The organism is Streptomyces sp. RKAG290 (assembly GCF_023701695.1).
Classification (GTDB): domain Bacteria; phylum Actinomycetota; class Actinomycetes; order Streptomycetales; family Streptomycetaceae; genus Streptomyces.
Genome location: NZ_JAJOZC010000001.1, coordinates 5,907,087 through 5,933,631, shown reverse-complemented (window position 1 = coordinate 5,933,631; position 26,545 = coordinate 5,907,087). Strand labels below are relative to the sequence as shown.

Genomic DNA, 26,545 nt, shown 5'->3' with positions numbered 1-26,545 from the left:
GTCCCATGTCCGAAGCAGCCGACGCAGCCGGCGCAGTCGCCGCCCCCACCCGCGGCACCGTGACGTTCGTCGGTGCCGGCCCCGGCGCCGCCGACCTGCTGACCTTCCGGGCGGCGCGGGCCATCGCGGACGCCGACATCGTCATCTGGGCCGCGAGCCTGGTGCAGGCGGAGGTCCTCGATCACGCCCGGGAGGGTGCCGAGATCCTCGACTCGGCGCAGATGTCCCTGGAGCAGGTGGTCGATGTGTACCGGCGGGCGGCGGACGAGGGGCTGAAGGTGGCCCGTATCCACTCCGGTGATCCGGCGCTGTGGGGCGGCACGCAGGAGCAGGTCGACCGGTGCGGCGAGCTGGGTGTCGCGGTGGAGATCGTGCCCGGCGTCTCGTCGTTCTCGGCGGTCGCGGCGATCGTGCAGCGCGAGCTGACCATTCCGGAGGTGGCGCAGTCGGTGATCCTGACCCGGCTGGGCGGCGGCAAGACACCGATGCCCGCGGGTGAGGACGTGCGCGAGTTCGCGCGGCACGGCACGACGATGGCGCTCTTCCTGTCGGCGGCCCGGTCCGGTCAGCTGACGCAGGAACTGCTGGAGGGCGGCTACCCGACCTCGACGCCCGTCGTGATCGCGTACCAGGCGACATGGCCGGAGGAGCTGATCCTGCACTGCACGATCGAGACCCTGGAGGAGACGGTCAAGGAGCACAAGCTCTGGAAGCACACGCTCTTCCTGGTCGGCCCCGCCCTGTCGGCGTCGGGCACGCGTTCGCACCTCTACCACCCGGGTCACTTCCACGGTTACCGCAAGGCCGACAAGGCGGCGCGGGCCGAGCTGCGTGCCCAGCGGTCGGGCTCGTGATCCGGGTCTTCGGTACGGGGACGGGGGAACCGCTCGGCCCCGGCGCACGGGCGGCTCTGGACGGCGCCACGCTGGTGGTCGGCGCGCGGCGCCATCTGGACGGCGCGGCGCTCCCGGAGCGGGCCGGGCGGGTGGTGCTGGGGCCGCTGGCCCCGGCCCTCGACCGGATCGGTGAGCACTTCGACGAGGACGGGGCCCGGGTGGTGGTGCTGGCCTCCGGCGATCCGGGGTTCTTCGGGATCGTGCGGGCGCTGGCGGAGCGGTTCGGGCCGGCGGCGCTCGACGTGCGGCCGGGGGCGCCGTCGATCGCCGTCGCGTTCGCCCGGCTGGGGGTGCCGTGGGACGACGCGGTGGTGGTCAGCGCGCACGGGCGCGATCCGCGGACCGCGGTGAACGTGTGTTTCGCGCACCCCAAGGTCGCGGTGCTGACCGGGCCCGGCGCCGGGCCTGCCGAACTGGCGGCCGGGCTGCTGTACCGGTGCGAGGAGCGGACCCTGGTCGTCGCGACCGCGCTCGGGGACCCGGTGCACGAGCGCGTCGAGCGGCTGACGCCCCGGGAGGCGGCGGCCCGCGACTGGCCGGATCCGGTGAGCGTGGTGCTGTGCCTGGACGAGTCGCGGATGCTGTCGCCGGTACGGACGGTGGCGGGGGCGGCCACCGGTCCGGCCGGGTGGGCGCTGGACGAGGCCGAGTTCGAGCACCGCGACTCGATGATCACCAAGTTCGAGGTGCGGGCGCTGGCCCTTGCCCGGCTCGGGCCGCGCACCGGTGACCTGGTGTGGGACATCGGTGCCGGGTCGGGATCGGTCGCGGTGGAGTGCGCTCGGCTCGGGGCCGCCGCCGTCGCCGTCGAGAAGACCGCCGACGGGGTAGAGCGGATCCGGGCGAACGCGGCCGCGCACGGGGTGTACGTCCGGGCGGTGCGCGGGGCCGCGCCGACCGTGCTGTCCGATCTGGCCGACCCGGACGCGGTGTTCATCGGGGGCGGTGGCAGTGAGCTGCCCGCGATAGTGACCGCGTGCGCGCGGCGGGCGCGGCGGGCCGTGGTGGTCACGGTGGCGGCCCTGGACCGGGTGCCGCAGGTCCGGTCGGCCCTGACCGCTGCCGGGTTCGCGCCCGAGGGGGTGCTGCTGCAGTCCTCCCGGCTGGCGCCGCTGCCCGGTGAGGTGACCCGGCTCGCCGCGGCCAATCCGGTCTTTCTGCTGTGGGGCACCCGCCCCGCGGTTCGTGCAAGTGAAGGAGCAACCCAGTGATCGGCCTGATCTCCGCGACGGCGGCGGGCGCCGTCGCCCGCGACCGGCTGGCCGCGGCCTGGCCCGGCCGCGCCGTGGTCTACGACGGCCCGGTGCGCGAGGCCGTGCAGCGGGCGTTCGCCGAGTGCGAGCAGCTGGTGTGCTTCCTGGCCACCGGGGCCGTGGTGCGCCTGGTCGCACCGCTGCTGGTGGACAAGGCGGCGGACCCGGGCGTCGTCTGCGTCGACGAGGCGGGGCGCCATGCGGTGGCGCTGCTCGGCGGCCACGGCGGCGGGGCGAACGCCCTGGCGGTGGCGGTCGGTGAGGTGCTGGGCGCGACGCCGGTCGTGACGACGGCGACGGACGCGGTGGGCGTGCCCGGTCTGGACATGCTGGGGCTCCCCGTGGAGGGGGATGTCGCGGGGGTGTCCCGGGCGATGCTCGACGGTGCCCCGGTGGTGCTGCGGGCGGACGCGGCATGGCCGTTGCCCGCGCTGCCGCCGAACGTGGGCCCCGATGTCGCGGGCCCGGCCGTGCTGCACCTCACCGACACGGTGCTGGAACTCGGGCCGCAGGAAGCCGTGTTGCGCCCCGCCTCGCTCGTCGTCGGGGTCGGCGCGTCCAAGGGCGCGCCCGAGGACGAGGTGCTCGGGCTGGTCCGGGACGCCCTGGCGGGTGCCGGGCTCTCCCCGCTGAGCATCGCGGAGCTGGCGACCGTCGACGCGAAGGCGCAGGAGCCGGGGATCGTGGCCGCCGCCGCCCGGCTCGGCGTGCCGTTGCGTACGTACCCGGCCGACGCGCTGGCCCGCATCGAAGTGCCGCACCCCTCGAACGCGCCGCTCGCCGCCGTCGGCACGCCCTCGGTGGCGGAGGCCGCCGCGCTCGCCGGAGGCGGTGAACTCCTCGTGCCGAAGCGGAAGTCGCAGCCCGAGGGGCGCGCGGCGATGGCCACCTGCGCGGTGGTCCGCCGGGCGGTGCGCGGGCGCCTCGCCGTCGTCGGGCTCGGGCCCGGGGCCCGCGACCTGCTGACGCCGCGCGCCCGCGAGGAGCTGCGGCGGGCCTCGGTGCTGGTCGGGCTCGACCAGTACGTCGACCAGATCAGGGACCTGCTGCGGCCGGGCACCACGATCCTGGAGTCGGGGCTCGGCGCCGAGGAGGAGCGGGCCCGTACCGCGGTCGCCGAGGCGCGCAAGGGGCATGCCGTCGCACTGATCGGCAGCGGGGACGCCGGCGTGTACGCGATGGCCTCGCCCGCGCTCGCCGAAGCCGGCGCCGACATCGACGTGGTGGGCGTGCCGGGGGTGACGGCCGCGCTCGCGGCGGCCGCGATCCTGGGCGCCCCGCTGGGCCACGACCACGTCTCGATCAGCCTCTCCGACCTGCACACGCCGTGGGAGGTCATCGAGCGCCGGGTGCGAGCCGCGGCCGAGGCCGACATCATCGTGACGTTCTACAACCCGCGCAGCCGGGGCCGCGACTGGCAACTCCCGAAGGCGCTGTCGATCCTGGCCGGGCACCGGGAACCGGCCACCCCGGTCGGGGTCGTGCGCAACGCCTCGCGCCCCGACGAGAGCAGCCGGGTGACGTCGTTGGCGGCGCTGGACCCGGGGACGGTCGACATGATGACCGTCGTGACGGTGGGCAACACGGCCACCCGTGAGATCGCGGGCCGCATGGTCACCCCGCGCGGCTACCGCTGGCAGTCGGCCACGGCCGACGAGGCGGCCCGGTGAACAGCCCCGCCGGCCCGCATCGCACCCCCCATGAACACCGAGGAGAACCTGTGAACACCCCGTCCGCCCAGCCCGCACTGCTGATCGCCGGCCACGGCACCCGGGACGAGGGCGGGGCCGCCGCCTTCCGTGCCTTCGTGGCCGAGCTCGGCGCCCGCAACCCGCAACTGCCCGTGGCGGGCGGCTTCATCGAGCTGTCGCCGCCGCCGCTCGGTGACGCGGTGACCGAGCTCGTCGAGCAGGGCGTCAAGCACTTCGCCGCCGTCCCGCTGATGCTGGTGTCGGCAGGGCACGCCAAGGGCGACATTCCGGCGGCGCTGACCCGGGAGAAGGAGCGCCACCCCGGCACCTCGTACACCTACGGGCGTCCGCTGGGCCCGCACCCGGCACTGCTGAGGGTGCTGGAGCGGCGGGTCGAGGAGGTGCTGGGCGACACCGACCGCTCCGAGGTGACGGTGCTGCTGGTCGGGCGCGGCTCCACGGACCCGGATGCCAACGCCGAGGTGTACAAGGCGGCGCGGCTGTTCTGGGAGGGCCGTGGCTACGCGGGTGTGGAGACGGCTTTCGTCTCGCTGGCCGCCCCCGATGTGCCGTCGGGTCTGGACCGTTGCGTGAAGCTGGGTGCGGGGCGCATAGTCGTCCTGCCGTACTTCCTCTTCACCGGCATCCTGCCGGACCGGGTGCGTCACCAGACCGGCGAGTGGGCCGCCGCCCATCCGGAGCTGGATGTCCGGTCGGCCGAGGTGATCGGCGCCGCGGAGGAACTGCTCGATCTGGTCATGGAGCGCTACCGGGAGGCCGTCAAGGGCGATCTGCGGATGAACTGCGACTCTTGCGTGTACCGGATCGCACTGCCGGGCTTCGAGGACAAGGTGGGACTGCCGCAGCAGCCGCACTTCCACCCTGACGACGACGGCCATCACCACCACCCCCACCATGGCGGTCATGCACACTCCCACTGAACGCCCCGACGCGACAGGCGCGGGCGCGCACGATCTGCGGCATCACGGTGACGCGGAGATACGGGGACGGGGCCGGGATCTGACCGATCTCGCCGTCAACGTACGGGCCGGTACCCCGCCGGCCTGGCTGAAGGAGCGGATTGCCGCGTCGCTGGGCTCGCTCGCCGCCTACCCGGACGGGCGTCCGGCGCGTGCGGCGGTCGCCGCCCGGCACGGACTGCCGCCCGAACGGGTCCTGTTGACCGCGGGTGCGGCGGAGGCGTTCGTGCTGATCGCGCGGGCCCTGCCGGTCCGGCGTCCGGTCGTGGTCCATCCGCAGTTCACCGAGCCCGAGGCCGCCCTGCGTGCGGCCGGGCACGAGGTGGGCCGGGTGGTGCTGCGGGCCGAGGACGGCTTCCGGCTGGATCCGGACGCCGTTCCGGCGGACGCGGACCTAGTGGTGGTCGGCAATCCGACCAACCCGACGTCCGTGCTGCATCCCGCGGCCGTGCTGGAGCAACTGGCGCGCCCCGGGCGGACGCTGGTGGTCGACGAGGCGTTCATGGACGCGGTGCCCGGTGAGCAGGAGGCGCTGTGCGGCCGGACGGATGTCCCCGGGCTCGTCGTCCTGCGCAGCCTCACCAAGACCTGGGGACTCGCGGGGCTGCGGATCGGTTACGTCACGGCCGCGCCGGAGACCGTGTGCCGACTGGCACAGGCGCAGCCGCTGTGGCCGGTCTCGGCGCCGGCGCTGACGGCCGCCGAGGCGTGCATGGAGCCGCGGGCGCTGGCCGAGGCGGCCGCCGCGGCGGACCGCATCGCGGTGGACCGGGCCCATCTGGTCGCGGGACTGCGCGAGTTCACCGAGATACAGGTCGTGGAGCCGGCCCAGGGATCGTTCGTCCTGGTCCGGCTGGAGCGGGCCGCCGAGATACGGGAGCGGCTGCGGATGCTGGGTTTCGCGGCCCGGCGCGGTGACACGTTCCCGGGGCTCGGCACCGACTGGCTTCGGCTGGCCGTGCGCGACCGTACGACGACCAACCGCTTTCTGCAGGTGCTCGACCAGGCTCTCCAGGCGCTGAGCGCGGTCAGCCGGTGACGGTCCCGTCCGTCAGGTTTCTTCCACGAGCGGGGAGCGGCGTTCCTCCCACGGAACACCGCTCCCCGCTCCCCCTCTTCCTACGGCCCCCCGGCCGCCCCCTCGGGCCCTGAACCGCTCCCCCGGGCGTCAGTCCTGCGCACGTCGCCGGGCCACGACCATGGCGCCGGCCCCGACCGCCAGCAGGAGCGCCGCACCACCCGCGACGTACGGCGTGGTGGAGCTGCTGCCCGTCTCGGCGAGGTCGGCATCGGGCGCCGCGGCGGCCTGATCGGTCCCGGTCTGCGGCTTCACGTCGCCGCCGGCGGAGCCGGAGTCACCGGCCGTGGAACCCCCGTCGCCGGAGCTGCCGCCGTCGGACGAGCCACCGTTGCCGGAACCGCCGTCGGACGAGCCACCACTGCTCGAACCGCCGTCGGTGGAACCACCGCCGTCGGAGCCCCCGGCGGAAGAACCACCGTCACCGGAGCCCCCGTCGGAGCCCCCGTCGGACGAACCGCCGCCACTGGAGCCCCCGTGGCCCGACCCGCCCGGGCGGTGCCCCTTCGGCGTCTCGCAGGTGGCCTCGGCGAGCGTGACCTCGCCCTGCACATCCGCGACGTTCAGCTTGAGCGGGTTCACCGAGACCTTCAGCCGCAGTGCCGCAGCGGCCGCGGTGCGTGAGGTGGTGTGCGTCTTCGAGATGTCGAGAGTCACCTCACCGATCCCCGGGACCGAGACCTGCGTGGTGCCTCCGGCGGTGAGCGTGACGCGCTTGCCCAGGACCCTCACGTGCCCCAGGACGTTCGACTCGGCGACGGGCTTGTGGCCCACCTCGCAGACCGCCTTGGAGGTGACCTGCTCCACCTCGATCAGCGAGAGCAGCCGCAGACCGGGCAGGTGCACCCGCGCCCTGGCCAGATTGCTGTGGCCCTCGGCCCGGCGCTTGCTCACGGTCGCGTCCGCCATGGCCACATCGGCACGCAGCACGTCGAACGGCTTGCCGCGGTCGACGCCGTCGAGCTTCACACTGAGTGCGGTCTCCGCGGCGCTGGCCGGGGCCTGCACCTCATTGAGCGTGGTCCTGAGCGGCACGTCGATCGTCTTGTTCAGGAGCGAGACGTCGAGTGCGGTGCGGAGCACTACCGCGCTCGCCTTCCCGCCGCCGGTGGCCGTGGTCGCGGTGGCGGCCTGCGCCGGGACGGCGACCAGCAGGGCGACGGGAGCGGCGGCGACCGCCAGGGCGGCGAGGCGGAAGGTGTTGCTGTTCAAGATGGTGGAACCCCCACAAGAGACATGGAGCCACCGGCGCCGTCCAATGGGGACATCGCGGGCACCGGTGGCCTCGACTCCGTGAATCTTTACGCACAGAGGGTGAACTGGCGGATACCTGAGGTGAGTTCACTCCAAAGGGGGGTTTCCGGGCACACATTCGAATATTCCGGCACGCGCGTTCCTTGAATTCACCCGTTTCACTGAGCGCGGGGGCTCGAAGGTTGACCGCGCCGGAGCATCCGCAGAAGTGGTCCAACGAGCGGGCCGACTCCCGGTAACTGCCGGTCAACACAGTGCAACCGGCGGCCCCGGACCCGCACCCGTCAGCCGATCACGCGCCCGTTCAGCACGACCCGGCGCGGCGCGGCCAGCACGCGCACATCGGCCCGCGGGTCCTCGTCGTACACCACCAGGTCGGCGGGGGCGCCCTCCTCCAGCCCCGGCCTGCCGAGCCACTCCCGGGCCCGCCAGGTCGTCGCGGACAGCGCGTCCAGGGCCGGCACACCCGCCTTCACGAGTTCGGCGACCTCGTCGGCCACCAGACCGTGGGCCAGCACACCGCCCGCGTCGGTGCCGACGAAGATCGGCACCCCGGCGTCGTGGGCGGCCCCCACGGTGTCGTACCGGCGCTCGTGCAGCCGGCGCATATGGGCCGACCAGCGCGGGTACTTGGCGTCACCGCCCCGCGCCAGCGAGGGGAAGGTGGCGATGTTGACCAGCGTGGGGACGATCGCGACCCCGCGCTCCGCGAAGAGCGGGATGGTCTCCTCGGTGAGACCCGTCGCGTGCTCGACGCAGTCGATCCCCGCCTCGACGAGATCGGCCAGCGCGTCCTCGGCGAAGCAGTGCGCGGTGACCCGGGCGCCCAGCCGGTGCGCCTCGGCGATGGCCGCCCCGGCCGCCTCGCGCGGCCAGCACGCGGTCAGATCGCCCACCTCACGGTCGATCCAGTCCCCGACCAGCTTCACCCAGCCGTCGCCGCGGCGGGCCTCCTGCGCGACGTAGGCCACCAGTTCGTCCGGCTCGATCTCGTACGCGTAGTTCCTGGTGTACCGCCGAGTCCTGGCGATGTGCCGGCCGGCCCTGATGATCTTGGGCAGGTCCTCCCGGTCGTCGATCCACCGGGTGTCGGCGGGCGAGCCCGCGTCCCGCAGGAGCAGCGCACCGGCCTCCCGGTCGTCGACGGCCTGCTTCTCGGTGGTCGCCGGGTCGACGGCCCCGTGGTGGTCGAGCCCGACGTGGCAGTGGGCGTCGACCAGGCCCGGCAGCGCCCACCCGGTGACGACCGTCGCCCCGTCCGCGCCGGCGGGCCGCTCGTACGTGATGCGTCCGTCGACCGCCCAGAGCTCGTCCCTGACCTCCTCGGGACCGACGAGCACCCGCCCCTTCACATGCAGCACCCGCGGCGCCTCGTGATCACTCATGGACAGCACTGTACGAGGCGCCCCTCAGGCCGTCGGTGAGGTGCTGGGTACCCTCGGTGCAGGCCCGGTCCGCAGGGTGGGCCGCACACCGATCCGATCCCGAAGAGAGCTCCACCGTGACGCACCCCTTCCTCGACCTCGCCCCGTTCACCGCAGCGCAGTTCGCCGCCGTCGAGCGGCGGGTGGCCACTCTCCTCGCCACCGAGCAGGACGTCGTCATCATGCAGGGCGAGGCGCTGCTCCCCCTCGAAGGCTGCATCAGGGGCGGCGCCCGGCCCGGTTCGACCGCGCTGAACGTCGTCACGGGGCCGTACGGGCAGACCTTCGGCAACTGGCTGCGCGACTGCGGCGCCGAGGTCGTCGACCTCGCGGTGCCCTTCCACGCGGCCGTCACCGCCGACCAGGTCGCGCAGGCGCTGGCCGCGCACCCGGAGATCGACTTCGTCTCGCTGGTCCACGCGGAGGCGGCCACCGGCAACACCAACCCCGTCGCGGAGATCGGCGAGGTCGTCCGTGCGCACGGGGCGCTGTTCATGCTGGACGCCGTCGCCTCGGTGGGCGCCGAGCCGCTGCTGCCGGACGCGTGGGGCGTCGACCTGTGCGTGATCGGCGCGCAGAAGGCGATGGGCGGTCCGGCCGGGGTGTCCGCGGTGTCGGTGAGCCCGCGCGCCTGGGAGCGGCTCGCCGCCAACCCGCAGGCCCCCCGCCGCTCCTACCTCTCCCTGCTGGACTGGAAGGAGCGCTGGATCGACGGCGGCCGGAAGGCGCTGCTGCACGCCCCGGCCCAGCTGGAGATGCTGGCGCTGGAGGCCTGCGTCGAGCGGATCGAGGCGGAGGGCCTGGACGCGCTCATGGCCCGGCACGCCGCGGCGGCCGCGGCCACCCGGGCCGGCGCGGTGGCGCTGGGCGGCGGCCTGACCCCGTACGTGCACGAGGCGAAGGACGCGGCGCCGGTGGCGACCACGCTGCGCACACCGGAGGGCGTGGACGCCTCCGGGCTGGTCGCGCAGGCGCTCGCCGCCGACCCGTCGCTGCCGCTGATCGCGGGCGGTGGGGCGCTGTCCAAGGAGATGATCAGGGTCAATCACTACGGGGTGGACGCGACGCGGGGCGCGGTGCTCTCCTCGCTCGCGGCTCTGGGGGCGGCGCTGGCCGACACGGGCCTGCGGGTCGATTTCGATGCTGCCCGCAATGCCGTTTCGGAAACCTGGCCCAGCAACTAAGGCCGGAAGTAATTCACAATGCGGGGAGCTGCCTTTTCCAGAGCAGCTCCCCGCATTCTTCTTCCCGCTTTCCCTGTAGCTAAACGCCCCAGTTCCCACGGCGTCGTCACGCGCAATTCGGCCGCGTCTCGGGAGAGTTACGGTGCTGTGACCGACTCCACACCGAGGGCGTTATGCCGGATAAATGTGGGTCAAATCGGAAGAAAGTGAGGCCGATTCGCGCCGGGGCGCGCACCCGCGTGATAACACAGCAGACCGCCTCAGCCAACCCCTCCCCTCGATGCAATTTTGAAATTTGCTAGGTAAATTCAATTCGCATGACCGCCGCACCCGCAGACTTTGCAAGTGCCCGAAGCGAATTCATCACGATCGACACCCCACGAGTGGAGGACGGAGCCGCGATCTGGCGCATTGCCCGCGATTCCAAGGTCCTGGACCTCAACTCCTCGTACAGCTACCTGCTGTGGTGCCGTGACTTCGCGGCGACCTCCGTGGTCGCCCGCGACGAGACCGGCGACCCGGTCGCCTTCGTGACCGGGTACATCAGGCCAGACCGCCCCGAGACGCTCGTCGTCTGGCAGGTGGCCGTCGACCACGGCCACCGCGGTACCGGTCTGGCAGCGAAGCTGCTGGACGCCCTGACCTCACGGGTGGCCGCGAACCAGGGACTGGCCTCGGTCGAGACGACCATCACGCCGGACAACACGGCGTCGGACCGCCTGTTCACCTCTTACGCGCAGCGCCACGACGTGGCACTGGAGCACGAGGTGCTCTTCGACGGCGGCCTGTTCCCCGAGGGCAGTCATCTGCCGGAAGTGCTCTACCGCATCGGCCCGTTCCACGCCTGAGAGCGCGCACTTCCATCCGACGGGCTCCCAGCCCGTCGCCGCACCCTTTCACCACCGCCCGTCACACCCCCCTCACGCAGGAGACCCGCTGTGACCATCACCCCGCCCGCCCTGAGTGTCTTCGAGACCCTGGAGTCCGAGGTACGGAGCTACTGCCGCGGCTGGCCCGCTGTGTTCGACCGCGCACAGGGCGCCCGCCTGACGGACGAGGACGGCCACTCGTACCTCGACTTCTTCGCCGGAGCCGGTTCGCTCAACTACGGCCACAACAACCCGGTGCTGAAACGCGCGCTGATCGACTACATCGAGCGCGACGGCATCACCCACGGCCTCGACATGGCGACCACCGCCAAGCGGGCCTTCCTGGAGACCTTCCAGAACGTCATCCTGCGGCCGCGCGACCTGCCGTACAAGGTGATGTTCCCCGGCCCGACCGGCACCAACGCCGTCGAGTCGGCGCTGAAGCTGGCCCGCAAGGTGAAGGGCCGCGAGTCCGTGGTCTCGTTCACCAACGCCTTCCACGGCATGTCGCTGGGCTCGCTGGCCGTCACCGGCAACGCCTTCAAGCGGGCCGGCGCCGGCATCCCGCTGGTGCACGGCACCCCGATGCCGTTCGACAACTACTTCGACGGCCAGGTCCCCGACTTCATCTGGTTCGAGCGGCTCCTGGAGGACCAGGGGTCCGGGCTCAACAAGCCCGCCGCCGTGATCGTCGAGACGGTCCAGGGCGAGGGCGGCATCAACGTCGCCCGGGTCGAGTGGCTGCGCGCGCTCCAGGAGCTGTGCCACCGCCAGGACATGCTGCTGATCGTCGACGACATCCAGATGGGCTGCGGCCGCACCGGCAGCTTCTTCTCCTTCGAGGAGGCCGGCATCACGCCGGACATCGTGACGCTGTCGAAGTCCATCAGCGGCTACGGCATGCCCATGTCGCTCTGCCTGTTCAAGCCCGAGCTGGACATCTGGGAGCCGGGCGAGCACAACGGCACCTTCCGCGGCAACAACCCCGCGTTCGTCACCGCCGCCGCCGCGCTCGACGCCTACTGGGCGGACGGCCAGATGGAGAAGCAGACGCTGGCCCGCGGCGAGCAGGTCGAGCACGCGCTGCTGGCGATCTGCGGCGAGCACGACAGCGCGCAGTTCCGCGGCCGCGGACTGGTGTGGGGCCTGGAGTTCAACGACCCGCAGCGCGCGTCGGCCGTCTGCGCCCGCGCCTTCGAGCTCGGACTCCTGCTGGAGACCTCCGGCCCGCAGAGCGAGGTCGTGAAGCTGCTGCCGCCGCTCACCATCACCCCGAGGAACTGGACGAGGGCCTGCGCACGCTGGCCCGCTGCGTCCGCGAGACCGCCTGACCCGGGGCCGCCCCGGGCGGGCCCGACGAGAAACACCGCTGTAGAGAGAAAGGCACTGACCCACCGTGATCGTCCGATCGTTCAGTGACATCGAGAACACCGACCGGCATGTGAAGTCCGCCTCCGGCACCTGGGAGAGCAAGCGCATCGTGCTCGCCAAGGAGAAGGTCGGCTTCTCTCTCCACGAGACCGTGCTCTACGCGGGCACGGAGACGTCGATGTGGTACGCCAACCACATCGAGGCCGTGCTCTGCACCGAGGGCGAGGCCGAGCTCACCAACGACGAGACCGGCGAGAAGCACTGGATCGCCCCCGGCACGATGTACCTGTTGAACGGGCACGAGCACCACACGCTGCGCCCCAAGACGGACTTCCGCTGCGTGTGCGTCTTCAACCCCCCCGTCACCGGACGGGAGGACCATGACGAGAACGGTGTCTACCCACTGCTGACCGAGGAGGCCTGAACCAACATGACCACTGATGTACGCGCCGATCTGTACCCATCGCGCGGCGCCGCCGAGATGACCACTCCCCGCCAGGACCCGGTCATCTGGTCCGCGCCCGGCGCACCGGGTCCGGTCGCCGCGAAGGAGCTTCAGGGCTTCGAACGCGACGGATTCCTCACCGTCGACCAGCTGATCACGCCGGACGAAGTGGCCGGTTACCACGCCGAGCTGGAGCGGCTGATCGCCGATCCGGCGGTGCGTGCCGACGAGCGCTCGATCATCGAGCCGAAGTCGCAGGACGTACGGTCGGTCTTCGAGGTCCACCGGCTCAGCGAGGTCTTCGCGCGGCTGGTCAGCGACGAGCGTGTGGTGGGCCGGGCCCGCCAGATCCTCGGCTCGGACGTGTACGTCCACCAGTCCCGGATCAACGTCAAGCCGGGCTTCGGTGCCTCCGGGTTCTACTGGCATTCGGACTTCGAGACCTGGCACGCCGAGGACGGTCTGCCGAACATGCGGGCGGTGTCCGTCTCGATCGCGCTGACCGAGAACTACGACACCAACGGCGGGCTGATGATCATGCCCGGCTCGCACAAGTCGTTCCTCGGGTGCTCGGGCGAGACGCCGAAGGACAACTACAAGAAGTCGCTGCAGATGCAGGACGCGGGCACCCCGTCCGACGAGGCGCTGACGAAGATGGCCGACCGGCACGGCATCAAGCTCTTCACGGGCCGGGCCGGTTCGGCGACCTGGTTCGACTGCAACTGCATGCACGGTTCGGGGGACAACATCACCCCGTACCCGCGCAGCAATGTCTTCATCGTGTTCAACAGCGTGGAGAACAAGGCCGAGGAGCCGTTCGCGGCGCCGATCCGCCGCCCGGACTTCATCGGGGCGCGGGACTTCACGCCGGTGAAGTAGAGCCGGTATACGACGGTGGGGTGGGACGGATTATCGTCCCACCCCACCGTCGTATACCGGTGGACCCCGGGGCCGGCCACAAGCGATGGTGATCCACATGACTTCACACGTACAACACGTCACCGTCGACTGTGCCGACGCGTACGAGCTCGCCACCTTCTGGGCGCAGGTGCTGGGCGCCTCCCTCGCCGACGACGACTTTCCGGGTGACCCCGAGGCTCTGGTCGAGACGCCTCGCGCCGCCTTGCTGTTCGTCACCGTGCCCGAGCGGAAGAGCACCAAGAACCGCATCCACCTCGACATCCAGCCGCAGGACCGCACCCGTGACGAGGAGGTCGAGCGCCTGCTCGCGCTCGGCGCCACCCTGGTCGGCGACCATCGCAGGCCCAACGGACGCGGCTGGGCGACCCTGGCCGATCCGGAGGGCAACGAGTTCTGTGTGGAGTGCAGTGCGCGAGAGCGCGCGCTGCTGACCGGGACCAGGCTGCCGGTCACCGCGGACGACGTGACGTCGGCGGTGCGGCTGGCGGTCGCCGCGCTCAAGGAGTCGTCGGCACAGGACTGGCACATCCCGGCGGGCACGCTCACCTGGGACTGCTGGGAGACCGTCGAGCACCTCAGCGACGACCTCTTCGCGTACGCGGCCCAACTGGGCCCGCAGTCACCGCCGTTGGAGAACGAGGTGCCGTACCACTGGGCACCGCGGCGCGAGGGCGGCCCGTTCAACGCAATCTTCGCCGACCCGGCGGCCGGCACGGCGGGGCTGTTGCAGACCCTGGAGACCAGCGGGGCGCTGCTGTCGGCGATGGTGCGGACGACCGCGCCGGACGTCCGCTCGTACCACGGCTTCGGGGTGTCGGACGCGGAGGGCTTCGCCGCCATGGGCGTGGTGGAGACCCTGGTGCACATGGAGGACCTGGCCCAGGGCCTCGGCGTGGCCTGGACGCCGCCCGCCGACCTGTGCGACCGGGTGCTGGCCCGGCTCTTTCCGGACGCCCCCGACGACGGGGACCGGTGGACCGTCCTGCTCTGGTCCACCGGCCGCGCCGACCTGCCGGGCCGCGAGCGGGTCACCTCATGGAAGTGGCACGGTGCGCCGCTGGAGGAGGCTCCGCAGCCGTAGCCGCACTAGCGGTGGGAGAACCAGGCCGCGGCCGACGACAACGCCGCGAGGTGCGGCGCCGGGGGACGCAAGCCCGGCCTGACCCGAAAGGGCGGCCTCAGGCCCCCAGCACCGGGTAGTCCGTGTAGCCGCGGTGGTCGCCCCCGTAGAAGGTCGCCCGGTCCGGGGTGTTGAAGGGGCCGCCCGCGCGCAGCCGCTCCGGCAGATCCGGGTTGGCGAGGAACAGCGCGCCGTACGCGATGACCTCTGCCACGCCCTCCTCGACGAGGGCCAGCGCGTCGGGTCCGGTCGGGCCCTCGCTCGCCGGGTTCAGCACGAGCGTGCCGTTGAACTGCTTGCGCAGCGTCTCGGTCAGCGCCCGGTCCGCGGCCGTGGCCTCGACGACGTGCAGATAGGCGAGCCCGACCGGCTCGATGGCCTGTACCAGCGCGCTGTACGTGGCCTCGGGCGCGGGCTCGTCGATGTCGTTGAACGGGTTGCCGGGCGAGACGCGGATCGCGGTGCGCGCGGCACCGATCTCGGCGGCGACGGCGCGCACGACCTCGACCGCGAACCGGATGCGGCCCTCCACGGAGCCGCCCCACTCGTCGGTGCGCACGTTGGAGTTGGGTGCCAGGAACTGGTGGATCAGGTATCCGTTGGCGCCGTGCAGCTCCACGCCGTCGAAGCCGGCGTCCACGGCGTTGCGTGCGGCAGTCACGAAGTCGGCGATCGTCGACCGGATCTCGGCGTCGGTCAGCTCCTGCGGGGTGACGAAGTCCTTCGGGCCCACGTGCGTGAAGACCTGTCCGGTGGCCGCGACCGGGGAGACGCCGACCGGGGCGAGCCCCTCGGGCAGCAGCACCGGGTGGCCGATGCGGCCGGTGTGCAGGATCTGGGCGAAGATCCGGCCGCCCTTGGCGTGCACGGCGTCGGTGACCTTGCGCCAGCCGGCGATCTGTTCGTCGCTGTGCAGCCCGGGGGTGCTGGGGTAGCCCTGGCCGACGACGGACGGCTGGACACCCTCGGTGATGATCAGCCCGGCCGAGGCGCGCTGGGCGTAGTACTCGGCGGTGAGGTCCGTCGGTATGCCGCCCTCGCCCGCCCGGCTGCGGGTCATCGGAGCCAGGGCGATGCGGTTGGCGAGCTGGGTGCCGGCCAGGTCGAACGGGTCGAATGCGGTGGTCATGGAGAGCCCCCAAGGATTTATGTGGTCGGCCAAGCATCTGCGACGTGTGCCACTGTAGCGCATTACTTGGCCGGCCAAGGTAAAGTCGTCAGGAAGCCCGCTGCCGCCGGCGGAGCCGGTCCGGGGGCCCGCCGCGCACCACCCCGAGGAGTCCGATGAAGTCCGATCCCGCCTGTACCGAGCTGCCCAGCGCCGCCCGGGGCGGCCCGGTCAGCCATGCCGTCTCGCGGGTCGCGCGGCTCCACCGGATCGCGGCGGGCAAGCTGCTCAAGAGCGCGGGTCTCTACCCGGGCCAGGAGTTCCTGATGATGTTCCTCTGGGACGCGGGCGCCGTCCGCCAGTCGGAGGTGATCAAGGCCGTCGACCTCGATCCGTCCACGGTCACCAAGATGCTCCAGCGCCTGGAACAGTCCGGGCACGTCCGCCGCAGCCCCGACCCGGCCGACCGCCGGGCCGTCCTGGTCGAGGCCACCGACAACAGCTGCGCACTGCTCTCCGAGGTGGAGCGGGCCTGGACGGATCTTGAGGAGCACACCCTCGCAGGCCTGGACGGGGACGAGCGCAGGGAACTGGCGCGGCTGCTGGCCAGGGTCGAGGAGAACCTCTGCCGCGAGACGGCGGACTGCCCGGAGAACCGCTGACCCCGCACGCCGCCGGCCGCGGTCAGCCCGACAGCACGTCCAGCGCGCGGTCCACGTCGGCCTCGGTGTTGTACAGGTGGAAGGCCGCCCGCAGATTGCCGGCCCGGTCGGAGACCATCACCCCGGCCCGTCCCAGTTCCGCCGCCCGGTCCCGAGTCCGGGCACCGCGACGACGGCGGTGTCCCCGGCACGGCCGGGCGCCCCAGCCCGGCGAGACCACTGCGGAACCGGGCCGCGAGCCCGGTGGCGTGGTCATGGACGGCGTCGATGCCGACCTCGTTCAGCAGCGCGAGGGACTGCTCGGCGCCGTGGTACGAGAGGAACGCGGGCGGCTCGTCGTAGCGGCGGGCATCGGACGCGAGCTTCGCGACCGGCCCGTAGGTGCTGCCCCACCGGTCCTCGCCCGCGACCCACCCGGCGAAGACCGGCGGCAGGGACTGCTGCGCCTCCTCGGCGACGGTGAGGAAGGACGCGCCCCGCGGGCAGAGCAGGAATTTGTACCCGCCCGCGACCGTGTAGTCGTACGCCCCGGCATCGAGCGGCAGCCAGCCGGCGGACTGGGTGACATCCAGCAGCGTCCGGGCCCCGTGGGCCGCGGCCGCTTCCCGCACCGCGGCCAGGTCGGCGATCCGCCCGTCTGCGGACTGCACGCAGGAGAAGGCGACGAGCGCGGTCCCGGGGCGCACGGCGTCGGCCAGGTCCGCCAGCGGGACATAGCGCACCCGGAGGTCGCCGCGGACCGCGAACGGGGTGACGACCGAGCTGAACTCCCCTCAGGAGCCAGCACTTCGGCCCCGGCCGGCAGCGAACAGGCGATCAGCCCGACGTGGACGGAGACCGAGCTGCCGACCGCGACCCGGCCGGCGTCGACACCGGCGAGCCGGGCGAAGCCCTCCCTGGCCCCGTCCGCCGCCTCGAAGTCGCCCGCACCGTCCCTGCGGCCGGTGGCGTTCCCCTCGGCGAGGGCCTTCACGGCTTCGACGGTGCGGCGGGGCAGCAGCCCGCAACTGGAGGTGTTGAGGTAGGCGGTCTCCGGCGCGAACTCGGCTTCGACGGCGCGGCTGAGCGAAGTGATCGTCATGCGTTCAGCCTGAAGCCCCCTTAATTCATAGTCAATCACCAATAGTTAAGGGGTCGCCCCAAGCAATGCTTATGCGTGCGGGCCGTTGCGGATCAGCCGTTGCCCCCGCCGGACGGGACCTCGCACGCCCCGTCGGCGTCGCACGCCGCGGCGTCCCCGCCGGTCACGACCGGCGCGCGGTCCTGCCACGCCTGCTCCAGCGCCTGGGCGAACACCTCGGCGGGCTGACCGCCGGAGATCCCGTACCGCCGGTCGAGCACGAAGAACGGCACGGCGTTGGCACCCAGCTCGGAGGCCTCCTGCTCGTCGGCCCGCACCTCGGCCGCGTACGCCTGCGGGTCGGCGAGCACCGCGCGCGCCTCGTCGGCGTCCAGGCCGGCCTCGACGGCCAGCGCGGCCAGCACGTCGGTGTCGAAGACGGACCGCTCCTCGGCGAAGTTCGCCCGGTAGGCGAGGCCCAGCAGCTCGTCCTGGCGGCCGCGGGCCTTGGCCAGGTGCAGCAGCCGGTGGATGTCGAAGGTGCTGCCGTGGTCGCGCCCCTCGGTGCGGTAGCCGAGCCCCTCGGCCTGCGCGTTGGCCGCGACGTTCGCCTCCATGGACCGCGCTTCCTCGGGGGTGCGGCCGTACTTCTGCGCCAGCATGTCGATGACCTGCACGGTGTCGCCCTTGGCGCGCCCCGGGTCGAGCTCGAAGGAGCGGTGCACCACCTCGACCTCGTCGCGGTGGGCGAACCCTGCCAGGCCCTGCTCGAAGCGGGCCTTGCCGATGTAGCACCACGGGCAGGCGATGTCGCTCCAGATCTCGACGCGCATGACTCTTCTTCTCTCCAGGCTCTCGGGCGGCTGCTCGCACAGCACGGAGGAACCCTCCGCTCCCGGGGAACGCGAGTCCGGACGCCGTCATTCCCCGGCCCCTCCCGCTACGGGTGCGCGGCGGCCGGCACCGCGAGGCGCAGCACCAGGTGGGTGCCCGCGCGGGGGTGCGCCGGGTCGGGGGTCCAGCCGTGGGCCACGTAGAACGACTGGGCGCGGGTGTTGTGGACGAACACCTCCAGGCGGGCCTCCGTCACACCGTCCCGCTGCCAGGCCGCCACGCACGCGTCGTGCAGCTCGGTCCCCACGCCCTCGCGCCAGTGGGCCGGTGCCACGTGGAGCTGGGAGAGGTGCATGACGCCGTCGCGTACGGAGTGGGCCGCGATCCCCGCGAGGGCGCCGTCCCGCTCGGCGCAGAGCACGGTGGCGCCGTCCCGGTCGATGGCGCTCGCCCAGCCGCCCTTGCTGCGGCCGACCTCCTCGGCGCCCGCGTACTCCTGCTCGGGCAGATGGCCCCGGTAGTAGGTGGCGCGTGCCTCGGTGTGCAGGTGGACTATGGCGTCGAGATCGGCCGGGGTCGCTATTCGGATCATGGTGAAGGGGACGCGCCCTGTCATTCGGAGGTTGCGGCCGTGGCCACTCTGGTGAACGAGGCCCGATAGGCGCTCGGGGTGAGGCCCAGCCTGCGCTGGATGTGCTGGCGCATCGAGTCGGCCGTGCCGAGACCGCTCGCGCGGGCCACCTGGTCCATCGGAAGGGCGGTGGTCTCCAGGAGTTCCCTGGCCCGTTCGATGCGCTGGTGCAGGAGCCACTGGAGGGGGCTGAGTCCGGTCTCGGCGTGGAAGCGGCGCGAGAGCGTGCGGACGGAGACGCCCCCGTTGCGGGCCAGGTCGGTCAGGGTCAGCGGCTCGTCCAGGTGCTGCATCGCCCAGGCGCGGGTGCAGGCGAACGAGACCCCGCGCTCGGGCGGCAGCGGGGTGTCGGTGAACTGCGTCTGCCCGCCCGGCCGCACCGGCGCGACGAGCGTGAGGCGGGCGACGTGGTTGGCGACGGCGGCGCCGTAGTCGGTACGGATGATGTGGAGGCACAGGTCGATGCCTGCCGCGTATCCGGACGAGGTGAGGACCGGGCCGTCCTGGACGAACAGGACGTCCTTCTGCAGGTCGACGCGGGGGTAGCGGTTGCCGAGCTGATCGGTGTACGTCCAGTAGGTGGTGGCGGCGCGGCCGTCGAGCAGACCGGCCTCGGCGAGGGCGAAGGCGCCGGTGCAGATGGACGCGATGCGCCTGCCGTCGGCCGAGGCGCGGCGCAGGGCGGCCACGATGCGGGGGTCGGGCTCCTCGCGCGAGCCGGCGCCCGCGAGGATCACCGTGTCCGCCGTCGCGATGAGGTCGAGTCCGCCCTCGATGTGCACGTCGAGTCCGCCGCTGGTGCGGACGGGCCCGGGGTCCAGGGTGCAGTACAGCGTCTCGTAGCCGGGGCTGCCGTCGATCTCGACCTTGCTGAACAGCATCTCGGGGATCGCGATGTTGAACATCGACACGGGCGGTGTCGAGATGACGACGACACGGTGCGCAGGCGGCATGGCCAGAACCTCCGGAGGTATGGCATTCAGGCCACTACTGTAGGCGCTCGCCGGGCGCCAGGCTGAGGTCATGTCCACAGAGAATGCCCGACAAGCCCCTCCCGGTTCCCGCGAGTTGCCCGCCGAAGGGTTCCGGCCCACCCCCGCCCTCACCCTTCTCGCCTCCCTCCTCGGCTTCGCGCTGATCATGCTGGACGCGTCCGTGGTGAACGTGGCGCTCCCCTCGATGGGTGCGGATCTGGGCGGCGGCATGTCCGGGTTGCAGTGGGTGGTCGACGCGTACACGATCGCGTTCGCCGCGCTGCTGCTCTCCACGGGCGCGCTCTCCGACCGGATCGGTGCCACCCGGGCGTACGCGCTCGGGATCGCCCTGTTCACACTCGCCTCCGCCGCCTGCGGACTGGCCCCCGACCTGCCGGCGCTCATCGCGTTCCGGGTCGTCCAGGGCGTGGCGGCCGCGGTCGTCCTGCCGACGACGCTCGCGCTGGTCCGCCAGGCGTACGCCGAGCCCGCGCAGCGCGGACGCGCGGTGTCGCTGTGGGCGGCGGGCGGGACGACGGCAGGGGCGCTCGGCCCGGTCGTCGGCGGCGCGCTGACCACGGCCTGGGACTGGCGGGCCATCTTCTTCATCAACCTGCCACTGGGCCTGTTCGCGCTGGCGCTCACCTTCCGGCTGCCGCGCTCGCCGCGGCGCCCCGCGCCGCTGGACCTGCCCGGCCAGCTGACCGCCGTACTGACGCTGGCCGCACTGGCCTTCGCGGTGATCGAGGAAGGGACGGTCGCACTGATCGCCCTCGGGGTCGCGGTGGCGGGACTGGCCGCCTTCCTCCGCATCGAGTCCGGGCAGCCCCACCCGGTGGTCCCGCTGGGACTCTTCCGCAACCGGACCGCGGCGGTGGCGGTGGCTGCCGGATCCGCCCTCAGCCTGGCCTTCTACGGCATGGTCTTCGTCTTCAGCATCTACTTCCAGCAGGTACGGGACCGGTCGGCGCTCACCGCGGGGCTGATGTTCCTGCCGATGACCGGGCTGCTGGTGGTGGTGAACGTGCTGTCCGGCAGACTCGCGAACCGGCACGGGCCGCGCCTGCCGATGCTGGTCGGCCAACTGATCTCGGTGAGCGGTCTGTTGCTGCTGCTGTTCGTCGGCCCGGATACCTCGCTGGTGCTGACGGCCGTACTCCTGGTGCCGCTCGCCCTGGGTGCGGGACTGGCCCTGCCGCCTCTGACCGCGGCCATGATGGAGACCGTGCCGACCGAGCGGGCCGGGGTCGCCGCCGGCGTGCTCAATGCCGCCCGCCAGGTGTCCGGCGGGCTGGGCGTGGCGGCGTTCGGCGCCCTGGTCGCGAACGGTTTCGGGGACGGGCTCCGGGCGAGCCTGCTGATCAGCGCGGCGCTGCTCTCACTCACCGCCCTGGCCACGACCCGGCTGCCGCGCGGCGGGACGCAGGCACCGGGCCCGGCCGCCGTCGGCCCGACGCACGGCGGTACCGCCCCGGAACCATCCCGTACTCGCGCTTGAACGCCTTGGCGGAGGCGAACTCCGAGGTGTAGCCGCTTCGTTAGGCCACGGCCACGGCCACGGATCGCAGGGGTGCGTCGTGGCCGGGGAGTCGGCGGCCGGCTCAGACCGTGAACGTCTCCCCCGCCCGGAAGGCGCGCACCGTGGCGGAACCGGTAGCCCGGGCGCTCCGTACGAGATGCGCCTGCCCGGACCCGGCCACCAGCGCGCGGCCGTCGCTCTCCACGGTCAGCAGGGTGTTCTCGTCGAGGGCGACGCCGCAGGCCGCGTCGCCGCGGGCGACGGCCGCGACCAGGCGCCCGAGCGTCCCCCACTGCGCGGCATGCACCTCGACGGTGTGCGGGACGAGGCCGAGGCCGTCGCGGACCTCGATCTCTTCGAGGTCCTCGGCGGCGTCATCGGGGCAGACCGGTACGCCGCGGTCCAGCCATCCCCCGACCAGGGCGCGGCCTGCGGCCACGACGGCTCCCGCGGAGAATCCGGCGTACGGCAGCGGGCGTTCGGCGAGCGCCCGCGCCACCGCTGCCGCCACCGGGGCGAGCGCGTCCTGGTAGGCGGGCGTCAGCCCGCCGCCGACCAGCAGCCCGTCCACTCCGGAGAGAGCCCCGGGCGCGAACGAGCCGCCCACCGGCACGAGCAGCGGCACCGGCCTGCACTCCGGGGCCACCCCGCGCAGCACGGCCTCGTAGCGGGCGAACTGCTCGGCCCCGTCCCCTCGTCGACGAGCAGACATCCCACCACGGCGTCGTGCCCCGCCTCGGCGAGGAACGGTCCGTACACGAGCGACGCGACGTCCTCGTCCCAGCCGCCCCCGATCAGATGCACAGCCATGACGTGTCTCTCCCCCAACGGTTCGGCGATCGGCCGTCGGCAGACTCTCACGGGTGGTGGGGCACGAGCAGGGCTTTTTTCCGGCGGCGGACCGTGCCCCCGTCGGGGTGGGGGCACGGTCCGACGAGAGGCCCTAGATCTTGCCGGTGCCCGCTCCGCCGGTCACCGAGGAGACGACGGACGAGGCCGGTTCGGCGGTGTACGAGTACGGCGCCTTGGTGAACGTACCGACCTGCGAGATCTCGGTGGCCGCGCCACCGAGGTCGTTCCCGCGCTCCACGACGTAACCGTCCTCGTCGCTGTCACGGATGGTGGTGATGGCGACCTCCGTGCTGCGGAAGACGTTGTTCTCCACCAGCATCTGGGCGCCCATGCGGGAGTGCACCGCGGTCGAGGCTCCCACGACGTAGTTGTCGTAGAAGTGCCCGGTGCCGAAACGCAGGCTGGGAATACGGGAGTTGACGTTGTCGAAGTAGTTGTGGTGGTAGGTCACCCGCAGGTGGCCGGTGTCCTCGCTCGCGTTGCTGTCGCTGTGACCGACCAGGCTGCCCTTGTAGTGGTCCTTGAAGGTGTTCCAGGAGACGGTGACCTGGTCGGACGCGTGGGTGATGTCGAGCAGGCCGTCGTAGTAGTCCTTGTCGTGGTCACGGTCGGCGGAGAAGGAGTTGTGGTCGATCCACACCTTGGTGGACTTCTGGACGGTGATCCCGTCCGCGGGGGCGACCGGCTTGCTGATGTTGAGGTTGCGGATCACGATGTTCGTCGAGTTCTTCAGGCGCAGCCCGCCGCCGGTGAATCCGGACGACGAGCCGACGCCGAGCACGGTGGTGTTGGAGCCGACGTCGACCTGGCCGCTCAGCGAGATGATGCCGCTGACCTTGACCGTCTTGGCGGCGGTGCCGGTGACGGCCGTCTTGAAGGCGGCGAGGCTGGTGACGGTCACGGCGGCGGAGCTGCCGCCACCGGTCGTGCCGGCCCCGTAGCCCACGGGGGCGGAGTCGGCGGCCCCGGCGGAGCCGGGAAGCAGGGCGACGGCCACGACGGCGACGGTTGTGGCGGCGAGGGCCGTGAGACCGCGGCTGCGGAGGTGGGTGCGCATGATGTCCCTTCGGTACGACGGCGTGCGGGGGAGGGTGCTGTTCCGTGCGGCTCGTACGCGGCGTGGTGCGTCCGCGCGCTTTCCGCTGTCCCTCAGTTGTCGCCGCCGGGGGGCAGGGGGTTGCCGGGTCGGGGGTCCGATCTCCGACGCCCGCACCTACCCGCTCGCCGCGCTCGCCCGGGAACGCTCGCCGCGCTCGTCCGGCAACAGGCCCGCTTCGTCCGGAGGTTCCGGCCACATAGGCGACGCCCCCGCTCTCCGTTGCCGGAGTGCGGGGGCGTCGGTGTGCTTCGGTGCGCGGGCGGGTCAGCTGCCGTCCCGGAGGTCGGACAGGCCCGTCGGGCGGAACGCGATGTGGTCGAAGGAGGCCTCGCAGCCGTCTCCCGTGGGTGACTGGACCAGGAAGCCGATGGACGCGGCGGCGGCCTGTGCCGGGTCGCCCAGGGTGAAGACGCGGACGAAGGTCCACTTCTCGCCGTCGGCGGAGGCGTGGCAGGCGAAGGCCTTGCCGGTGCGGCTCAGCCGCAGCCAGTAGGTGTCGCCGTCCACCACGAAGGAGTTGGCGTCGTCCGAGTGGCCCCGGGTGACGACGGTGCAGATGGTGGGGCGGTCAGGGGAGAGCTCCAGGCAGATCTTGGCCCACTCCCGGTCGCCGACGTGGAGGTAGAGAACGCCCGCGTCGAAGGCGCCGGCGAAGCCCACCTTCACCCGGGCAATCAGCTGGAAGTCGCCCGCCGGGGCGGCGCCCAGCAGTCGGGGCGCGTCGCTCGCGGGGTCCAGGGCCGCGCCGCCCGGCGGGACGAAGCGGTCCTGCCGGGCGCCCGCGCGGCCGGTGAGCGCGCCGGATTCGTAACTCCACCCCGTCGCGGGTCCGAACGTTTCGAGTCCGAAGGGCAGTTCGGGAAGTCGCAGGGTCATGCGGGCCGTCCGTCCACGCGGCGCGGCAGGCCCTGCGGGTTGTCCTCGCGGAGCTCCGGCGGGAGCAGCGCCTCGGGCGTGGTCTGGTAGCTGACCGGGCGCAGCCAGCGCTCGATCGCGGTGGCGCCGACCGAGGTGGAGGTGGAGGTGGTGGCCGGGTAGGGGCCGCCGTGGTGCTGGGCGGGGGCGACCGCGACGCCGGTCGGCCAGCCGTTGACCAGGACGCGGCCGGCGAGCGGGGTGAGTGCGGCGAGGACGCCGGCGGCGCTGCCGTCCTCCTCCTCGGTGGCGGTCTGGAGGGTGGCGGTGAGGTTGCCGGGCAGCCGGGACAGGACCGCGGTGATCTCGTCGTCGGAGGTGTAGCGGGCGACGACGGTGACCGGGCCGAAGCACTCCTCCAGGAGCGCGTCGTGCGGGCCCTCGGTGGTGAGCAGCTGGGCGGGCACGGTCAGGAAGCCCGCAGCGACGGTGTGTTCGCCGCCCGCACCCGGCGTGACCGGGGCCTCCACGTCGGGGAGTGCGGCCCGCTCGCGCACGCCGGCGAGGAAGGCGTCACGCATCCGGTGGTCCAGCAGGACGCCGGCCTCGCTGTTGCTGACCCCTTCGGTGAGGGCCTTCAGCAGCCGGTCGCCGGGCTCGCCGGCCGGGGCCAGCACGAATCCGGGTTTGGTGCAGAACTGGCCCGCGCCCATGGTCATCGAGCCCGCGAGCCCGGCACCGATCTGCTCGCCGCGCTCGGCGGCGGCCGCCTCGGTCACGACGACGGGGTTGAGGGAGCCGAGCTCGCCGTGGAACGGGATGGGGGCAGGCCTGGCCGCCGCCGCGTCGAAGAGGGCGCGCCCGCCGCGCACCGAGCCGGTGAAACCGGCGGCGCTGACGAGCGGGTGGCGGACCAGTTCGACGCCCGCCTCGAAGCCGTGCACCAGGATGAGGACGTCCTCGGGCAGCCCGACCTGTGCGGCGGCCCGGCGCAGCACGGAGGCGCACAGTTCGGAGGTCGCGGGGTGGTCGGGGTGCGCCTTGACGACTACCGGGCAGCCGGCCGCGAGGGCGCTGGCGGTGTCGCCGCCGGGGACGGAGAAGGCGAGCGGGAAGTTGCTGGCCGCGTAGACGGCGACGACCCCGAGCGGGATCTTGTAGCGGCGCAGGTCGGGCCAGGGCGGGGTGCGGGTGGCGTCCTCGTGGTCGATGTGGATGTCGAGGTAGGCACCCTCGTCCACGACCTCCGCGAAGGCCCGCAACTGAGCCGCTGTACGGGCGAGTTCGCCAGTGAGCCGGGCTGGGCCGAGCGCCGTCTCGGCGTCGGCGGCCTCGATGACGTGCTCGCCGGCCTCGGCGAGCAGATCCGCCGCGGTGCGCAGGAACGCGGCCCGCACGGTGCGGTCGGCGAGCGAGGCGCGTACGGCATGAGCAGCCCGGACCGCTCGGTCGACCTCCTCCGCTGTAGCCTCCACCGCAACCTGCTCACGCGGGTTCCCGGTGCGGGGGTCGACGCTCCAGACTGGTGCTGCTGCCACCGTGTTTCCTTCCGCTCCACTGCCACACATCAGAAGTTGTTCGGTATTCTGAACATAGTTCCTGATCGTGAATATGAAGCGACTCTATTTCCGGGCGTTCGGTGTTGGCAAGAAGTCGCAGGTTTCGTAAGTGGGCTGGAAGGGGCGTAGGGCGATATGTCGGTTGCCGAGTCTGGTGGGGCACAGGTCAAGTCCGCGGTACGGACGGTGGAACTGCTGGAGTACTTCGCGGGGCGGCCGGGCATGCACTCGCTCGCGGCGGTCCAGGAGGCCGTGGGATACCCCAAGTCCAGCCTCTACATGCTGTTGCGCACCCTGGTCGAGCTGGGCTGGGTGGAGACGGACGCGACCGGGACCCGGTACGGCATCGGGGTGCGGGCGCTGCTGGTCGGCACGTCCTACATCGACGGCGACGAGGTGGTCGCGGCCGCCCGCCCCACCCTGGACCGGCTCTCCGACGACACCACGGAGACCATCCACCTGGCCCGGCTGGACGGGACGAACGTGGTGTACCTCGCCACCCGCCAGTCCCAGCACTATCTGCGCCCCTTCACCCGCGTCGGCCGCAGGCTCCCCGCGCACTCCACCTCGCTCGGCAAGGCGCTGCTGGCCACCCACAGCGACGAGCAGGTGCGCAAGATGCTGCCCGAGACGCTGCCCGCGCTGACCGAACACACCCTCACCGACCGGGAGAAGCTCATCGACGAGCTGCACCTGATCCGTGAGCAGGGATACGCGGTGGACCGCGAGGAGAACACCCTGGGGCTGCGCTGCTTCGGCGTCGCGATCCCTTACCGCACCCCGTCGCGTGACGCCATCAGCTGCTCGGTGCCGGTCGCCCGGCTCACTCCCGCGCACGAGCAGATGGTCAAGGACGCCCTGTTCGACGCCCGCGACCGGCTGACGCTCGCGACCCGGAGGCTCTGA

At 72.4% G+C, this 26,545-nt stretch carries 22 protein-coding genes and 3 pseudogenes; 14 read left to right on the top strand and 11 right to left on the bottom strand.

The annotated features are described in order from the left end of the window. Nucleotides 1-5: 5 nt before the first annotated feature. The 5 genes and pseudogenes from cobM to cobC all read left to right on the top strand — a co-directional run. The gene (gene cobM / locus LNW71_RS26205) at nt 6-854 is read left to right on the top strand and encodes a precorrin-4 C(11)-methyltransferase (protein ID WP_250970466.1); all 849 of its coding nucleotides are present in this window, start codon (nt 6-8) and stop codon (nt 852-854) included. After that, nucleotides 851-2,107: a precorrin-6y C5,15-methyltransferase (decarboxylating) subunit CbiE gene (cbiE, locus tag LNW71_RS26200; protein WP_250970465.1), complete on the top strand. Its 1,257-nt coding sequence runs from the start codon at nt 851-853 to the stop codon at nt 2,105-2,107. Before cobM ends, cbiE begins: the two co-directional genes overlap by 4 nt. Next, a complete protein-coding gene (gene cobJ / locus LNW71_RS26195) occupies nt 2,104-3,819 on the top strand; it encodes a precorrin-3B C(17)-methyltransferase (protein WP_250970464.1) in 1,716 nt (571 codons plus the stop codon). The genes cbiE and cobJ overlap by 4 nt, the downstream gene beginning before the upstream one ends. 50 nt (nt 3,820-3,869) lie before the next feature. Next, nucleotides 3,870-4,781: a sirohydrochlorin chelatase gene (locus LNW71_RS26190; RefSeq protein WP_250970463.1), complete on the top strand. Its 912-nt coding sequence runs from the start codon at nt 3,870-3,872 to the stop codon at nt 4,779-4,781. Beyond that, a pseudogene (cobC, locus tag LNW71_RS26185) lies at nt 4,753-5,859 on the top strand (Rv2231c family pyridoxal phosphate-dependent protein CobC); the annotation flags it as partial. The gene LNW71_RS26190 and the pseudogene cobC, both read left to right, overlap by 29 nt. 129 nt (nt 5,860-5,988) lie before the next feature. On the opposite strand, the gene LNW71_RS26180 reads toward cobC, so the two are convergent. Continuing rightward, nucleotides 5,989-7,110, bottom strand: coding sequence for an SCO1860 family LAETG-anchored protein (locus tag LNW71_RS26180; protein WP_250970462.1), 1,122 nt, complete (start codon nt 7,108-7,110; stop codon nt 5,989-5,991). Between the two features lie 326 nt (nt 7,111-7,436). Further along, entirely contained in the window at nt 7,437-8,537 is a 1,101-nt protein-coding gene (locus LNW71_RS26175) for an amidohydrolase family protein (protein ID WP_250970461.1), read from the bottom strand. A 116-nt stretch (nt 8,538-8,653) separates the two neighbouring features. On the opposite strand from LNW71_RS26175, the gene LNW71_RS26170 reads away from it, so the two are divergent. From LNW71_RS26170 to LNW71_RS26145, 6 genes and pseudogenes are all read left to right on the top strand, one after another. Beyond that, complete coding sequence (locus tag LNW71_RS26170) at nt 8,654-9,760, top strand: aminotransferase class V-fold PLP-dependent enzyme (protein ID WP_250970460.1); 1,107 nt, start codon at nt 8,654-8,656, stop codon at nt 9,758-9,760. Nucleotides 9,761-10,077: 317 nt separating this feature from the next. Then, entirely contained in the window at nt 10,078-10,608 is a 531-nt protein-coding gene (ectA, locus tag LNW71_RS26165) for a diaminobutyrate acetyltransferase (protein WP_285802198.1), read from the top strand. Nucleotides 10,609-10,698: 90 nt separating this feature from the next. After that, nucleotides 10,699-11,960: pseudogene (ectB, locus tag LNW71_RS26160) on the top strand (diaminobutyrate--2-oxoglutarate transaminase). A 65-nt stretch (nt 11,961-12,025) separates the two neighbouring features. Next, entirely contained in the window at nt 12,026-12,424 is a 399-nt protein-coding gene (locus LNW71_RS26155; protein WP_250970459.1) for an ectoine synthase, read from the top strand. A gap of 6 nt (nt 12,425-12,430) precedes the next feature. Beyond that, a complete protein-coding gene (thpD, locus tag LNW71_RS26150; RefSeq protein WP_250970458.1) occupies nt 12,431-13,324 on the top strand; it encodes an ectoine hydroxylase in 894 nt (297 codons plus the stop codon). A gap of 97 nt (nt 13,325-13,421) precedes the next feature. Then, nucleotides 13,422-14,447 (top strand): VOC family protein, encoded by a 1,026-nt coding sequence (locus LNW71_RS26145; protein WP_250970457.1) that lies wholly within the window; start codon nt 13,422-13,424, stop codon nt 14,445-14,447. A gap of 97 nt (nt 14,448-14,544) precedes the next feature. On the opposite strand, the gene LNW71_RS26140 is transcribed toward LNW71_RS26145, so the two are convergent. Further along, a complete protein-coding gene (locus LNW71_RS26140; protein WP_250970456.1) occupies nt 14,545-15,615 on the bottom strand; it encodes an alkene reductase in 1,071 nt (356 codons plus the stop codon). 155 nt (nt 15,616-15,770) lie between these two features. Here LNW71_RS26140 and LNW71_RS26135 point away from each other — a divergent pair, with 155 nt between their 5' ends. Next, nucleotides 15,771-16,256, top strand: coding sequence for a MarR family winged helix-turn-helix transcriptional regulator (locus LNW71_RS26135; protein WP_250970455.1), 486 nt, complete (start codon nt 15,771-15,773; stop codon nt 16,254-16,256). Nucleotides 16,257-16,278: 22 nt separating this feature from the next. On the opposite strand, the pseudogene LNW71_RS26130 reads toward LNW71_RS26135, so the two are convergent. The 4 genes and pseudogenes from LNW71_RS26130 to LNW71_RS26115 form a co-directional block, all read right to left on the bottom strand. Then, nucleotides 16,279-17,337 (bottom strand): annotated as a pseudogene (locus tag LNW71_RS26130) (aminotransferase class V-fold PLP-dependent enzyme). Nucleotides 17,338-17,429: 92 nt separating this feature from the next. Next, nucleotides 17,430-18,149: a DsbA family oxidoreductase gene (locus LNW71_RS26125; RefSeq protein WP_250970454.1), complete on the bottom strand. Its 720-nt coding sequence runs from the start codon at nt 18,147-18,149 to the stop codon at nt 17,430-17,432. A 107-nt stretch (nt 18,150-18,256) separates the two neighbouring features. Then, entirely contained in the window at nt 18,257-18,766 is a 510-nt protein-coding gene (locus LNW71_RS26120) for an N-acetyltransferase family protein (RefSeq protein WP_374119451.1), read from the bottom strand. Continuing rightward, entirely contained in the window at nt 18,763-19,734 is a 972-nt protein-coding gene (locus tag LNW71_RS26115) for a GlxA family transcriptional regulator (protein ID WP_250970453.1), read from the bottom strand. Before LNW71_RS26115 ends, LNW71_RS26120 begins: the two co-directional genes overlap by 4 nt. A 70-nt stretch (nt 19,735-19,804) precedes the next feature. Here LNW71_RS26115 and LNW71_RS26110 point away from each other — a divergent pair, with 70 nt between their 5' ends. Continuing rightward, complete coding sequence (locus LNW71_RS26110) at nt 19,805-21,253, top strand: MFS transporter (RefSeq protein ID WP_250970452.1); 1,449 nt, start codon at nt 19,805-19,807, stop codon at nt 21,251-21,253. Between the two features lie 103 nt (nt 21,254-21,356). Here LNW71_RS26110 and LNW71_RS26105 read toward each other — a convergent pair whose 3' ends face one another. The 4 genes from LNW71_RS26105 to LNW71_RS26090 form a co-directional block, all read right to left on the bottom strand. After that, entirely contained in the window at nt 21,357-21,986 is a 630-nt protein-coding gene (locus LNW71_RS26105; RefSeq protein WP_250970451.1) for a hypothetical protein, read from the bottom strand. Between the two features lie 231 nt (nt 21,987-22,217). Then, nucleotides 22,218-23,183: a polysaccharide lyase family 1 protein gene (locus tag LNW71_RS26100; RefSeq protein WP_250970450.1), complete on the bottom strand. Its 966-nt coding sequence runs from the start codon at nt 23,181-23,183 to the stop codon at nt 22,218-22,220. Nucleotides 23,184-23,489: 306 nt separating this feature from the next. Next, the gene (locus tag LNW71_RS26095; protein WP_250970449.1) at nt 23,490-24,101 is read right to left on the bottom strand and encodes a DUF1349 domain-containing protein; all 612 of its coding nucleotides are present in this window, start codon (nt 24,099-24,101) and stop codon (nt 23,490-23,492) included. Beyond that, a complete protein-coding gene (locus LNW71_RS26090) occupies nt 24,098-25,618 on the bottom strand; it encodes an aldehyde dehydrogenase (NADP(+)) (protein ID WP_308294521.1) in 1,521 nt (506 codons plus the stop codon). Before LNW71_RS26090 ends, LNW71_RS26095 begins: the two co-directional genes overlap by 4 nt. A gap of 156 nt (nt 25,619-25,774) precedes the next feature. Between LNW71_RS26090 and LNW71_RS26085 the strand changes: the two genes are divergently transcribed. Beyond that, the gene (locus LNW71_RS26085) at nt 25,775-26,545 is read left to right on the top strand and encodes an IclR family transcriptional regulator (RefSeq protein WP_250970448.1); all 771 of its coding nucleotides are present in this window, start codon (nt 25,775-25,777) and stop codon (nt 26,543-26,545) included.

Bases quoted from the DNA above. Each gene is read 5' to 3' on its own strand.
- cobM (WP_250970466.1), top strand. From the start codon at position 6: ATGTCCGAAGCAGCCGACGCAGCCGGCGCAGTCGCCGCCCCCACCCGC.
- LNW71_RS26175 (WP_250970461.1), bottom strand. From the start codon at position 8,537: ATGAGTGATCACGAGGCGCCGCGGGTGCTGCATGTGAAGGGGCGGGTG.
- ectA (WP_285802198.1), top strand. From the start codon at position 10,078: ATGACCGCCGCACCCGCAGACTTTGCAAGTGCCCGAAGCGAATTCATC.
- thpD (WP_250970458.1), top strand. From the start codon at position 12,431: ATGACCACTGATGTACGCGCCGATCTGTACCCATCGCGCGGCGCCGCC.
- LNW71_RS26145 (WP_250970457.1), top strand. From the start codon at position 13,422: ATGACTTCACACGTACAACACGTCACCGTCGACTGTGCCGACGCGTAC.
- LNW71_RS26140 (WP_250970456.1), bottom strand. From the start codon at position 15,615: ATGACCACCGCATTCGACCCGTTCGACCTGGCCGGCACCCAGCTCGCC.
- LNW71_RS26135 (WP_250970455.1), top strand. From the start codon at position 15,771: ATGAAGTCCGATCCCGCCTGTACCGAGCTGCCCAGCGCCGCCCGGGGC.
- LNW71_RS26125 (WP_250970454.1), bottom strand. From the start codon at position 18,149: ATGCGCGTCGAGATCTGGAGCGACATCGCCTGCCCGTGGTGCTACATC.
- LNW71_RS26120 (WP_374119451.1), bottom strand. From the start codon at position 18,766: ATGACAGGGCGCGTCCCCTTCACCATGATCCGAATAGCGACCCCGGCC.
- LNW71_RS26115 (WP_250970453.1), bottom strand. From the start codon at position 19,734: ATGCCGCCTGCGCACCGTGTCGTCGTCATCTCGACACCGCCCGTGTCG.
- LNW71_RS26110 (WP_250970452.1), top strand. From the start codon at position 19,805: ATGTCCACAGAGAATGCCCGACAAGCCCCTCCCGGTTCCCGCGAGTTG.
- LNW71_RS26105 (WP_250970451.1), bottom strand. From the start codon at position 21,986: ATGTCTGCTCGTCGACGAGGGGACGGGGCCGAGCAGTTCGCCCGCTAC.
- LNW71_RS26100 (WP_250970450.1), bottom strand. From the start codon at position 23,183: ATGCGCACCCACCTCCGCAGCCGCGGTCTCACGGCCCTCGCCGCCACA.
- LNW71_RS26095 (WP_250970449.1), bottom strand. From the start codon at position 24,101: ATGACCCTGCGACTTCCCGAACTGCCCTTCGGACTCGAAACGTTCGGA.
- LNW71_RS26085 (WP_250970448.1), top strand. From the start codon at position 25,775: ATGTCGGTTGCCGAGTCTGGTGGGGCACAGGTCAAGTCCGCGGTACGG.